The organism is Colwellia sp. PAMC 20917, from assembly GCF_001767295.1.
In the GTDB taxonomy this organism is placed as follows: Bacteria; Pseudomonadota; Gammaproteobacteria; order Enterobacterales; family Alteromonadaceae; genus Colwellia_A.
This window is the reverse complement of the sequence record NZ_CP014944.1, coordinates 2,469,671-2,481,466: the sequence shown is the minus strand read 5'-3', so window position 1 is coordinate 2,481,466 and position 11,796 is coordinate 2,469,671. Positions and strand designations below refer to the sequence as shown.

Here is an 11,796-nt window from a genome sequence, read left to right as displayed (position 1 = left end):
GCTTAAACACCTTATATCGAAAGCAAATAAAAGAGGCCCACTATGTTTAGCATTCACGGAGAATGGAAAATTGAAGTTTGTGGCAATGTTGTTGTGCAATGGTTTTCTGGCACTTGGAACGAAGAGGCTATTATTGCCTATGTTAAAGAGTTTCGTGCTAAAACAAGCCCGCTTAAAGGTAGTCCTTGGGCTATTGTTTCTTCTTTTGAGGATTGGGAATTCGGTGTTCCTGCAATTGATAAACATATTGAAGAACATTGCCAGTGGTTCAAGAACAATGGTTGCAGCAAAGATTGTCATATTTACACAGAGAGCGCTGCTAAAGAAATGCAATTAGAAAGGCTAATACCGCATACCGATGCGTCTTATGAACGGCAAGTGTTTACCAATGCTGAAGATGCATCAACTTGGTTAGCGAGTCATGGCTTTTTAATTGATGGTTTAAGTATCAATCGAATCGCGAATCAATAGCCACTTAAGCTAGTCAGTCATTATAAAAAATAACATAGTCATCAGCACCCACGCCATGATGACTATCTTCACAAAGCCCTATTTAATAAATACTAACGTACTAAGCATTCATTAAATAAGGTTCTCTACCTTGATGTTTGTTGCTACGTTTGAATGAACCTTTACCTTTTTTAGCCTGCACCACCTGCAGTTTGTAAACTTTCGATGTGACAAGAGCCGCGAAAAAATTATCTTTGATTTTCCCTCGACCTAAGTCTGTTGCTAAAGTATTTTGCAATACTTGACCCTGCTTGTTTTTACTCATTAATTTTTCTCTTCAATAATAAAAGCCATCGGTATGATGGCTTTATCGGTCATTCATTTAAAAACTTTATCTGATATTAAATATAGGCAAAAGCATCAGCAAACATATGTTCAACTAAGGCGCCTTGCGCTAAAAAGTCGGTGCGAACTGCGCCTACCATATCAAAACGTCCGGCCAAATAAATATCATAATCGGCTAAATTTTTAATATCTTTCATCACAACGTGGTGAACCATGCCAACTTGACCTTGCCAATTGTCATCTGGGTTCTCTACCACCGGGTGAAAAGTACCATTCTCTAGACCTGCAATAATTTTAGCTGTTTTTTCTAGTTCATAACAAGCACTTTGATCACGCAAACCCCAATAAACAGTAATCTTTCGCGATGACCTTTGTGACGCTAACAATTCATACATAGATTTTATATAAGAAAACCCTGTACCTCCCGCTAAAAGTAAAAGCGGACGTTCACTTTCACTGCGCAGCTGCGCATTGCCTAGTGGCATTTCAACAGTAACGGTATTGTTGGCTTTAATATGTTCAATAACTTGCATTGGGTAACTGTCAGCACCTGAAGCACCAATTTGTAGTTCAATTAATTCAGCATTGGGTGCACTGGCAATAGAGAATGGACGTTTATCATCCTCACTCATCACAAAATTTAAGTATTGGCCGGCTTGAAAATCGATTTGCTCACTTGGCTTTAATAGCACTTTATAAACAAACTCTGTCAGAGATGTTAATGATTCTACCTGACACTTAATTTTATTCATTTATTTAAACCTTTCATTATTCAGATCCTAAAACATGTTCAGGATAACAGTTACTAATTCTTTTTATCAGTTGTTGGAAATATATTAAGTTCATCCCAAATATTATCAACATCTGTTTTAACTTCTTCGGTCATCACAATAGGTTCACCCCATTCGCGATTTGTTTCACCTGGCCACTTATTTGTTGCATCCATACCCATTTTTGAACCTAAACCAGACACAGGAGATGCAAAGTCTAAATAATCAATCGGTGTGTTTTCAATTAATACTGTATCTCGACTTGGATCCATCCGCGTGGTCATTGCCCAAATTACATCTTTCCAATCACGAGCATTAATATCATCGTCACAAACAATAACAAACTTAGTATACATAAATTGCCGTAAAAAAGACCAAACACCCATCATTACGCGTTTTGCATGTCCAGCATATTGCTTTTTAATAGTAACAATCGCCAAACGATATGAACAACCTTCGGGTGGTAGATAGAAGTCCTGAATTTCAGGAAATTGTTTCTGTAAAATAGGCACAAACACTTCATTTAATGCCACACCTAAAATGGCGGGTTCATCTGGTGGACGGCCAGTATAAGTACTGTGATAAATAGGGTCTTTACGATGAGTAATATGGGTTACCGTCATCACAGGGAAGTTATCAACTTCATTATAGTAACCGGTATGATCGCCGTATGGTCCTTCTGGAGCAACTTCAGCTGGGTCTAGATAACCTTCTAAAATAATCTCAGCCGTCGCCGGTACTTCTAAATCGTTACTAATACATTTTGCCACTTCTGTTTTAGCACCACGTAGTAAGCCAGCAAAAGCGTATTCTGATAAGGTATCAGGAACAGGCGTTACCGCGCCTAAAATAGTGGCAGGATCTGCACCTAAAGCAACAGAAATAGGGTATTTTTCACCTGGATTGGTTTGCTTAAATTCTTGAAAATCTAATGCACCACCACGATGTGATAACCAACGCATAATAATTTTATTTTTACTGATTAATTGCTGTCGATAAATACCTAAATTTTGACGTTCTTTATGAGGACCTCGTGTAACCGTTAACCCCCAAGTAATTAAAGGAGCAACATCACCTGGCCAACATTTTTGAATAGGTAGTTTATTTAAATCTACATCGGCACCCTCAATAATAACTTGCTGACACAACGGCTTTTTAATCATTTTTACCGGCATATTTAAGACTTGCTTATAAACCGGGATTTTACTTATCGCGTCACGAAAACCTTTAGGAGGTTCAGGCTCTTTTAACATGGCAAGTAATTTACCAACATCACGTAAAGCACGCACATCAGGTTGTCCCATAGCCAAGGCAACACGATCAGGCGTACCAAACAAATTAGTTAGTACTGGCATGCCATGTGGTACACCATTTTTGTCGACGGGGTTTTCAAATAATAACGCTGGCCCCTCAGCACGTAGCGTACGGTCACTGATTTCGGTCATCGTTAAATCTGTAGAAATAGGTTGGGAAATACGCTTGAGCTGGCCTATTTTTTCCAACTGTTTTATAAAGTCTCTTAAGTCACTATATTTCATAAATTTAAATCACTCATCCGCTTAATAGTTTGACAGTGTTTTAAGCAAAAACGCCAGCTGTTATTGCTAACACTGGCGTTTATGTACAGGATGTACGGTATGTCGCAATCACACGGATGTGAATAAGCGACCAATAAACTATTTACGTTTCATAGAATCAAAAAATTCGTTATTCGTTTTAGTCATTGCTAGTTTGTCGATGAGGAATTCAATTGCACCAACTTCGTCCATTTCATGAACAATTTTACGTAAAATCCACATTTTCTGTAATTCTGCAGGTTTAGTGATCAATTCTTCACGACGAGTACCACTACGATTAATATTAATCGCTGGGAAAACGCGCTTTTCAGACACTTTACGAGAAAGGTGTAATTCCATGTTACCGGTACCTTTAAACTCTTCGTAAATAACTTCGTCCATTTTAGAGCCGGTTTCTACTAGAGCTGTCGCGATAATCGTTAAACTACCACCGTGCTCAATATTACGCGCGGCACCAAAAAAGCGTTTTGGACGGTGTAAAGCATTGGCGTCAACACCACCGGTAAGAATTTTACCTGATGATGGAATAACCGTGTTATAAGCTCGAGCTAAACGTGTAATTGAGTCAAGTAGAATAACAACATCTTTTTTATGTTCAACTAAACGCTTAGCCTTTTCAATAACCATTTCAGCTACTTGTACATGGCGGTTTGCTGGCTCATCGAACGTTGATGCAATGACTTCGCCTTTTACCAAGCGCTGCATCTCTGTCACTTCTTCCGGACGTTCATCGATAAGCAATACCATTAACTCGGCATCAGGATGGTTATGAGCAATACTTTGCGCAATGTTTTGTAGTAATAATGTTTTACCCGCTTTTGGTGGAGCAACAATTAAACCACGTTGCCCTTTACCAATTGGAGAAGCTAAATCTAAAACACGTGCGGTAATATCTTCAGTTGAACCATTACCACGTTCCATGATTAAACGTTCATCAGGATGAATTGGGGTTAAATTTTCAAAGAGTATTTTGTTGCGAACATTTTCTGGCTTGTCGAAATTAACTTCTGCTACTTTTAATAACGCGAAATAGCGTTCACCTTTTTTAGGTGGACGAATTTTTCCGTGAATAGTATCACCCGTACGCATACTGAAACGGCGAATTTGACTCGGTGAAACATAAATATCATCAGGTCCTGCTAAATATGAGGAGTCTGAAGAACGCAAAAAACCAAAGCCGTCTTGTAAAATTTCTAGAACACCGCCACCAAAAATATCATTATCGTTTTCGGCATGGGCATTTAATATAGCAAAAATTATGTCTTGTTTACGATTGCGGCCTAAATTATCAAGCTTCATAGATGCGGCAAGCTCGACAAGTTCGCTTATTGGTTTTTCTTTAAGTTCGATCAGGTTCATAGTGGGGTTCTTTAACTATTTATATTGAAGTGAGTTTGCCTGTTGGCATCATTGAAATTGGAGTTTGGTTTGAAATGTGGTTCATTAGAAAGCTAAATTTAGCACTAAAATTTAATCAGGTAAAGGATCAAAATTTGATCTATGGCTTTCTTCTTTAATTAATAAGCTAATATATACAAAAAAGGCTCGTAAATACGAACCTTTTTTTGAAAACTTATAAATTATTATCAATAAACTCTTTTAATTGAGTTTTAGATAATGCGCCGACCTTAGTATCAGCGACTGCGCCATCTTTAAATAACAATAACGTAGGAATACCACGAATACCGTATTTAGGTGGAGTAATTGAATTTTGATCGATATTTAATTTACCAACAGTTACTTGACCTGCATATTCTTCTGCAATGTCATTTAATAAAGGTGCAATCATTTTACAAGGACCACACCATTCAGCCCAAAAATCGACTAATATAAGGCCTGAGGCGGTAATTACGTCAGTATCAAAACTGTCGTCTGTTAACTGAACAATTCTATCGCTCATTTCTATCTCCGTTAAATGGTGGCATTTTGCCAATTGGTGGGGATTATAACGCCATCATTATGAATTACCAACTTTGATCTTATAACTGTTGGCTATTTCTAACATTAATTGAGTATTTATGAATACATTTACTCGATACCGTTTTTTATTAACTATATAACCTGTTAAGCTGTGCGCATGAATAAAACACACTTAACTGAAACTAAGTTCTCAGAACTTAACCTCGACACTAAAGTTGTCGCAGGTCTTGACGCTATGGGCTTTGAGTATTGCACTTCAATTCAAGAGCAATCTTTACCCATTTTATTGAAAGGTACTGATATTGCAGGCCAAGCACAAACAGGCGAAGGAAAAACAATCGCCTTTTTAGCTGCAACCTTTCATCACTTATTACAAAAGCCAGATCCAAAGCATAATCAACCGCGTGCCTTAATCATGGCACCAACACGTGAATTAGCGGTACAAATTCACCGTGATGCTAAAGAAATGGCAAAAAGCACTGGCTTACGCTTAGGCGTAGTTTATGGTGGTGAAGGCTATGAAAGCCAACGCTTAGAGCTTGAAGCTGGTGTAGATATTCTTATTGGTACCTGTGGTCGTTTGCTCGATTATATGAAACAAGGTATTTATAACCTTAACAATATTGAAGTTGTTGTGCTTGATGAAGCCGATCGTATGTTTGATCTAGGTTTCATTAAAGATATCAGATATATGTTTAATCGTATGCCTGCCGCCACAGCACGTTTAAGCATGTTATTTTCAGCAACCTTATCTTTTCGTGTAAAAGAACTTGCATTTGAACACATGAATGAGCCAGAAAGTGTTGAAATCGCACCAGAACAAAAAACAAATACTCGAATTTCTGAAGAGTTATTTTATCCTTCTAACGAAGATAAAATGGCTTTGTTACAAACATTAATTGAAGAAGAATGGCCTGAAAAAGCGATCATCTTTGCCAATACTAAGCATGTTTGTGAAAAAGTTTATTCACATTTAGAAATTGATAACATCCGCGTTGGTTTATTAACTGGCGATGTACCTCAGAAGAAACGTTTAAAAATTCTTGAGCAATTTAGTGCCGGTGAACTAGATATCTTAGTTGCCACTGATGTAGCCGCGCGCGGTTTGCATATTCCTAGCGTAAGTCATGTATTTAATTATGATTTACCTGATGATTGTGAAGATTATGTACATCGTATAGGCCGTACTGGCCGTGCTGGTGCAACAGGTCATGCCATTAGTTTCGCATGTGAAGGCTATGTTTTTAACTTACCTCCTATCGAAACCTATATTGAACATGCCTTGCCGGTAAGTAAATATAATCAAGATGCATTATTAACTGATTTTCCTACTCCTAAGCCTCGTCCTCGTCGCCATAAGCCTCAAAATGGTGGACAAAATCGTGGCAGAACGGGTGGCAACAACCAGCGTCGCCACTAGACGACTATGACGATCACCCATACTGAGATTTCCACACCTCTTTATGCGGTGATCGATTTAGGTTCAAACAGCTTTCATATGTTGATCACCCGACAGCTAGCTAATAGCGTCCAGGTGGTTGATAAAGTTAAACGTAAAGTTCGTTTAGCCTCCGGTTTAAATTCAGACAACCAACTAAGCCAAGCCGCGATTGCTCGAGGCCTTGAATGTTTAAGCTTTTTCGCTGAACGGCTGCAAGATATTCCTCAAAAAAACGTCCGTATTGTCGCGACAGCAACCCTGCGTCTTGCTAAAAATAGTGAAGAATTTTTAACACAAGCTAATAAAATTTTGGGACAAAAAATAAAGCTACTCAGTGGTAAACAAGAAGCCAAAAATATTTATTTAGGGGTAGCACATACCAGTTGTGGTGCTAAACAACGCTTTGTTATTGATATTGGCGGTGCCAGTACTGAGCTTATTTTAGGTGATGGTTTTGTGACTAAGCAAGTCGAAAGCTTAAATATTGGCTGTGTCACTTTTAATAGCCTTTATTTCTCTGATAATAAATTAACGACTGAAAATTTTGCTCTTGCTATAGCGGCAGCAAAAAAAGTAATCTTTCCTTTGGTTGGCCGTTTTAAAGAAACAGGTTGGAAGTTAGTGTTAAGTGGCTCTGGCACCATGCAAGCCCTGACCGAAATGCAACAATTTAACCATAAGAGCACTGGTGTTAACCTGCTTTTTTTACAGACGGTTCAACAACAGCTAATACAATGTAAAACGATCAGTGAAATTAAGATTGCTGGGCTTAGCCAGGAAAGATCGCCCGTTATAGCCAGTGGCGTCGCTATTTTAATTGCCGTTATTGAAAGCTTCAACATTGAGAACATTCAGTTATCAAGTGGTGCTTTGCGTGAAGGTTTACTTTACAGCATGCTGCCTAAAAAGGTAGATATGAGTATCCGCCAAAGTACGATTAATTCTCTCACTGAAAAATTTCATATTGATAATCAACATTCTGCACGAATTCAAAAACAAGCGACAAGTTTATTTCACACCTATAAAGAAACTTGGTCATTAGATGAAGAAAACAGCTTAGCATTATTAAATGCTGCCTGTGAATTACATGAAATTGGTTTGTTATTAGAGTTTAAGCAACATCAGCAGCATGGTGCCTACATATTACAACACGCTGACTTACCTGGGTTTAATCAAATTGAACGACAATTACTCGTCACCTTGGTCAGGTTACACAAAGGTGATATTGATGTCGATTTGCTAGAAAACCAAACGGCAGTAAATTTTCAGCAAGCCAGCTACCTGTTAGTTATTTTACGTTTAGCCATCATTTTATGTCGACGCCGCAAAGATGATGCTTTACCCGATTATCAAACCGCTATTATTAAAAGTACCCGTGATGACATTATCAATTTATGTTTACCAACGACTTGGCTTGCTGCACACCCACTTATCGCTGACGAACTGCTCCAAGAAAGTGCTCACTTAACACAGCTTCATTTATCATTTAACATCTTTTGTGAGACTCAAGAAGACCTTAAATAACCATTCATTTATTGTTTGTTTGATATCTGCTCTGGGAAGCCCAATAACACACTTACATATCAATATTTAGCGATCATTAACTATTGGTTTTAGATGCCCAAAGATTGGTAAAAATAACAATACTGCCACCAATCACCATCATGAGCGTTATTTGTTCACCTAAAAGAAAATACGCAGCTATAGAACCGTAGATAGGCTCTAAACTTACTGCAATACTCGCTGTTTGCGCTTTAACCACCTTTAGGGAATGATTAAATAAGGTATGAGCAACTGCCGTGAAAAGAACACCTAAAATAATTAATACCGACAACTGTTGGTAAGATATGGTGATCGGATATAAAAACATTAAGGGTAATAAACATACCGTGGCACAAGCGTTTTGATAGAAGGCCACTTTTTTAGCCGATGTTTTGGCAACAAACTTTCGATTTAACAGTGTTAACAAAGCAAAACTCATTGCCGATGTCATTCCCCATATAACACCATCGATATCCCCTGCACTTAAATGGTCAAGTGGTAGAATAAACAAGATACCAACAACCGTGAGTAAGGCTTGCAATAACGCCTTATAATGGAATTTTTCTTTAAACAGCATGGGTTCGAGAAAACTAACAAAGACTGGGAAAGTTGCAAAAGTGATCAAGCCAATTGCGACACTTGATACCTGAATAGCATAAAAGAAACTACCCCAATGAAAAGCTAAAACCAAACCGGTAAAAGCAAGGGGCAATAGTAGTGACTTTTCAACCCTTAGAGACTGCTTTCTTATCAGTAAAACAAAAAGCGCAATAGTTGCCGCCGCAAAAGCAGCACGGCCAAAAACAATATGGCTGGCTGGCATATTTAGCCACTTAGCAAAAAGACCCGATATAGCGAAAAGTAACACCGCACTATGCAGTGAAAATAATGACTGTTTGTGACTGGGCATTAATGCTCGACTTAGTAAAATTAAACAAGCTATTCTACCAGCTAAAATAGCTCAGCTAATAGAATAAGTCGTTTGCCTATATATTTTTACTATCTACTTATAGCATTGCAAAGTAAGATTTTTACAATCGGCACCCTTAAGATCGGGCGATAACATTATTGTTCTTTTAACCAGTAAGCCACTTTTTTAGCAAAGTAAGTTAAAATACCATCGGCGCCCGCACGTTTAAAAGCCAGTAAACCTTCCATAACACAGGGTTTTTCAGCTAACCAGCCATTTTGAATGGCTGCCATGTGCATTGCATATTCGCCACTCACCTGATAAGCATATGTTGGTACTTGAAAGGTATCTTTTACTCGGCGCACAATATCTAAATAAGGCATACCCGGTTTTACCATGACCATATCTGCACCTTCAGCAATGTCTTGAGCAACTTCATGTAATGCTTCATCACTGTTTGCTGGGTCCATTTGATATGAGAATTTATTACCGCCTTTAATGTTACTTGCAGAGCCAACAGCATCACGAAAAGGACCATAATAATTAGAAGCATATTTTGCTGAATAAGCTAAAATTCGCGTATTTACAAAGCCATGTTTTTCTAATTCTTGACGAATTGCCCCAACACGACCATCCATCATATCTGAAGGGGCAACCACATCAGCACCCGCTTGAGCATGAGACAACGCCTGCTTAACTAAAATCTCTTTGGTAATGTCATTTAATACGTAACCTTCATCTTTACCCTTTATGCCAAGAATGCCGTCTTGTCCATGGGTCGTAAAAGGGTCAAGAGCAACATCGGTTATTACCCCTAATTCAGGAAACTTTGCTTTAAGTGCACGAACAGTACGTTGAGCTAATCCTTCAGGGTTATAAGCTTCTTCAGCCATTAATGACTTTTTATTTGCAGGAGTGACAGGAAATATAGCAATCGCAGGAATACCTAAATCAACCAGTTCTTGCGCTTCTTCTAATAATAAATCAATACTTTTACGCTCAACACCTGGCATAGAAGCTATAGCTTCGCGCTGATTTTCGCCATCAAGAACAAAAACCGGGTAAATTAAATCATTAACGGTTAATTGATTTTCTGACATTAAGCGACGCGAAAAATCATCACGGCGCATACGGCGCATTCTGCGGGCAGGAAATTGCCCAAAAGCGTTACTCATAAAAATCTTCCTATATAAATAAAGTTGATAAGTTAGCGGTTAATATCACTAGCTTTGACAAAGTCTTGTTGTATCACTTGATTGCGACCATTATGTTTTGCTTGATATAAGGCTTGATCTGCTGCGGCAAAAAGATGCTCGGCTTGAACATCTTTTTGTTGTAAATAAGTGCTAATACCACAGCTAATGGTTAGACTTATGATAGTGTCATTGTAGCTAACCTGACAGCTAGCAATACTCTCCCTTAATTCTTCAGCCAGTGCTAATGCCCCTTGGCTATCAGTTTCAGGTAAAATTAAACAAAATTCTTCACCGCCATAACGACAACTGATGTCTGCACTTCGTCGCAAGCAACTTTTAATGCAAGCAGCAACTGCGATTAAACATTCATCACCGGCTAAGTGACCATAGGTATCATTCACTTTTTTGAAATGATCGATGTCAATAACCACTATGCTCAAGGGCGTTAAGTTACGGCGACTACGTCGATATTCAGCGAGTATTTTTTGATCATAAAATCTACGGTTATACAAACCAGTAAGGTCGTCTAACGTATTCTTTTCTTCTAACTCTTTATTAACTTCTTCGAGTTCTTGCAAAGCAATATTGAGCTCTAAAGTACGCTCTTGTACTTTACTTTCAAGCTCATCGTTATCTCGAGCTTCGTTTTCAACGTGCTGATCTGTTGCATTGCTAGCAAGAGAGTTTTTAGTGTTTTTTTCTTGTAAAAATACTAACAACGCCATAAATAGAGCCATTATTAATAACAATAAGGTCAGCGATGAAAATTGCACAACTAACTGAATTATCGATAACATCACCACTAATATTGCAACGATCAAAAGGTAAGAAATTGACCGATTAAAGAGTGAAATCATTAACATTCACCTAAGTTGAAAACTTTTCGCGCATTTGCACTGGTGGCATTAATAATGTCGTCGCTATGGCATTGATACAATTGGGCAAGCTTTTCTATGACGTAAGGTAAATAGCTTGGTTCATTGCGACTGCTTTTTGGTTTAGGCTTAATGTTTCTAGGTGTTAAATATGGCGCATCTGTTTCAATCATTAACCTATCTAATGGAATTGATGGAATAAGCGCTTGTAATGGTTTTCCACGACGTTCGTCACACACCCATCCGGTAATACCAATATACATACCGGCTGATAAGCATTGATTTAACTCATTAGCATTACCGGTAAAGCAATGAGAAACCATGGCAGGAACAGAGTTTAGATAAGGTGAGAGTAATTGAAACCATGCAGAAAAAGCATCGCGCTGATGAAGAAAAAGGGGAAGCTGAAGCTCTGCTGCTAAAGAAATTTGCTCAGCAAATACTTTTTCTTGTTGCTTGGGAGCAGAAAAATTACGATTAAAGTCTAAGCCACATTCACCAATCGCTTTTACCGCTTTATTTTTAGCTAATAATCGAATGTCATCTAAATAGTTATCACTGACATTATCGGCATCATGGGGATGTATACCCGCTGTGGTATAAAGATAATCTGGATATTGTGCAGATAATCCTAAAGCTTTATGACTTTCAGCGATATTAGTTCCGGTAACTAACATAGCCCTAATACCGGCAGATTTAGCCCGCGCGATGAGTTCATCGCGGTCTTTATCAAAACGAGCATTCGTTAAATTTACGCCAACGTCTATCAT

General features: G+C 38.3%; 12 protein-coding genes. 3 read left to right on the top strand and 9 right to left on the bottom strand.

Going from position 1 to position 11,796, the window contains the following annotated elements:
* Positions 1–42: 42 nt before the first annotated feature.
* Complete coding sequence (locus A3Q34_RS10695; RefSeq protein WP_070375349.1) at positions 43–471, top strand: hypothetical protein; 429 nt, start codon at positions 43–45, stop codon at positions 469–471.
* 100 nt (positions 472–571) lie between these two features.
* On the opposite strand, the gene arfA is transcribed toward A3Q34_RS10695, so the two are convergent.
* The 5 genes from arfA to trxA form a co-directional block, all read right to left on the bottom strand.
* Positions 572–775: an alternative ribosome rescue factor ArfA gene (gene arfA, locus A3Q34_RS10690; RefSeq protein ID WP_070375348.1), complete on the bottom strand. Its 204-nt coding sequence runs from the start codon at positions 773–775 to the stop codon at positions 572–574.
* Positions 776–851: 76 nt separating this feature from the next.
* Complete coding sequence (fre, locus tag A3Q34_RS10685; RefSeq protein WP_070375347.1) at positions 852–1,547, bottom strand: NAD(P)H-flavin reductase; 696 nt, start codon at positions 1,545–1,547, stop codon at positions 852–854.
* A gap of 53 nt (positions 1,548–1,600) precedes the next feature.
* Positions 1,601–3,103 carry a 4-hydroxy-3-polyprenylbenzoate decarboxylase gene (gene ubiD, locus A3Q34_RS10680; RefSeq protein ID WP_070375346.1) on the bottom strand — a complete coding sequence of 501 codons (1,503 nt, stop codon included), beginning with the start codon at positions 3,101–3,103 and terminating at the stop codon, positions 1,601–1,603.
* Between the two features lie 138 nt (positions 3,104–3,241).
* Positions 3,242–4,501, bottom strand: coding sequence for a transcription termination factor Rho (gene rho / locus A3Q34_RS10675; protein WP_070375345.1), 1,260 nt, complete (start codon positions 4,499–4,501; stop codon positions 3,242–3,244).
* A gap of 214 nt (positions 4,502–4,715) precedes the next feature.
* Positions 4,716–5,042: a thioredoxin TrxA gene (trxA, locus tag A3Q34_RS10670; RefSeq protein ID WP_070375344.1), complete on the bottom strand. Its 327-nt coding sequence runs from the start codon at positions 5,040–5,042 to the stop codon at positions 4,716–4,718.
* Between the two features lie 177 nt (positions 5,043–5,219).
* Between trxA and rhlB the strand changes: the two genes are divergently transcribed.
* Positions 5,220–6,482, top strand: a complete 1,263-nt coding sequence (rhlB, locus tag A3Q34_RS10665) for an ATP-dependent RNA helicase RhlB (RefSeq protein ID WP_070375343.1) — start codon at positions 5,220–5,222, stop codon at positions 6,480–6,482.
* Positions 6,483–6,488: 6 nt separating this feature from the next.
* On the top strand, positions 6,489–8,027 hold the full coding sequence (locus A3Q34_RS10660) for a Ppx/GppA phosphatase family protein (RefSeq protein WP_070375342.1): 1,539 nt from the start codon (positions 6,489–6,491) through the stop codon (positions 8,025–8,027).
* 76 nt (positions 8,028–8,103) lie between these two features.
* On the opposite strand, the gene A3Q34_RS10655 is transcribed toward A3Q34_RS10660, so the two are convergent.
* The 4 genes from A3Q34_RS10655 to A3Q34_RS10640 form a co-directional block, all read right to left on the bottom strand.
* Entirely contained in the window at positions 8,104–8,955 is an 852-nt protein-coding gene (locus tag A3Q34_RS10655; RefSeq protein ID WP_070375341.1) for a DMT family transporter, read from the bottom strand.
* 155 nt (positions 8,956–9,110) lie between these two features.
* Positions 9,111–10,130, bottom strand: a complete 1,020-nt coding sequence (gene hemB, locus A3Q34_RS10650; protein ID WP_070375340.1) for a porphobilinogen synthase — start codon at positions 10,128–10,130, stop codon at positions 9,111–9,113.
* 32 nt (positions 10,131–10,162) lie between these two features.
* Entirely contained in the window at positions 10,163–11,008 is an 846-nt protein-coding gene (locus A3Q34_RS10645; RefSeq protein ID WP_070375339.1) for a GGDEF domain-containing protein, read from the bottom strand.
* Entirely contained in the window at positions 11,008–11,796 is a 789-nt protein-coding gene (locus tag A3Q34_RS10640; protein ID WP_070375338.1) for a TatD family hydrolase, read from the bottom strand. The genes A3Q34_RS10645 and A3Q34_RS10640 overlap by 1 nt, the downstream gene beginning before the upstream one ends.

Coding starts and splice junctions, on each gene's coding strand:
- A3Q34_RS10640 (WP_070375338.1), bottom strand. CDS start 11,796: ATGATAGACGTTGGCGTAAATTTAACGAATGCTCGTTTTGATAAAGAC.
- A3Q34_RS10655 (WP_070375341.1), bottom strand. CDS start 8,955: ATGCCCAGTCACAAACAGTCATTATTTTCACTGCATAGTGCGGTGTTA.
- A3Q34_RS10695 (WP_070375349.1), top strand. CDS start 43: ATGTTTAGCATTCACGGAGAATGGAAAATTGAAGTTTGTGGCAATGTT.
- arfA (WP_070375348.1), bottom strand. CDS start 775: ATGAGTAAAAACAAGCAGGGTCAAGTATTGCAAAATACTTTAGCAACA.
- ubiD (WP_070375346.1), bottom strand. CDS start 3,103: ATGAAATATAGTGACTTAAGAGACTTTATAAAACAGTTGGAAAAAATA.
- A3Q34_RS10645 (WP_070375339.1), bottom strand. CDS start 11,008: ATGATTTCACTCTTTAATCGGTCAATTTCTTACCTTTTGATCGTTGCA.
- hemB (WP_070375340.1), bottom strand. CDS start 10,130: ATGAGTAACGCTTTTGGGCAATTTCCTGCCCGCAGAATGCGCCGTATG.
- rho (WP_070375345.1), bottom strand. CDS start 4,501: ATGAACCTGATCGAACTTAAAGAAAAACCAATAAGCGAACTTGTCGAG.
- fre (WP_070375347.1), bottom strand. CDS start 1,547: ATGAATAAAATTAAGTGTCAGGTAGAATCATTAACATCTCTGACAGAG.
- A3Q34_RS10660 (WP_070375342.1), top strand. CDS start 6,489: ATGACGATCACCCATACTGAGATTTCCACACCTCTTTATGCGGTGATC.
- rhlB (WP_070375343.1), top strand. CDS start 5,220: ATGAATAAAACACACTTAACTGAAACTAAGTTCTCAGAACTTAACCTC.
- trxA (WP_070375344.1), bottom strand. CDS start 5,042: ATGAGCGATAGAATTGTTCAGTTAACAGACGACAGTTTTGATACTGAC.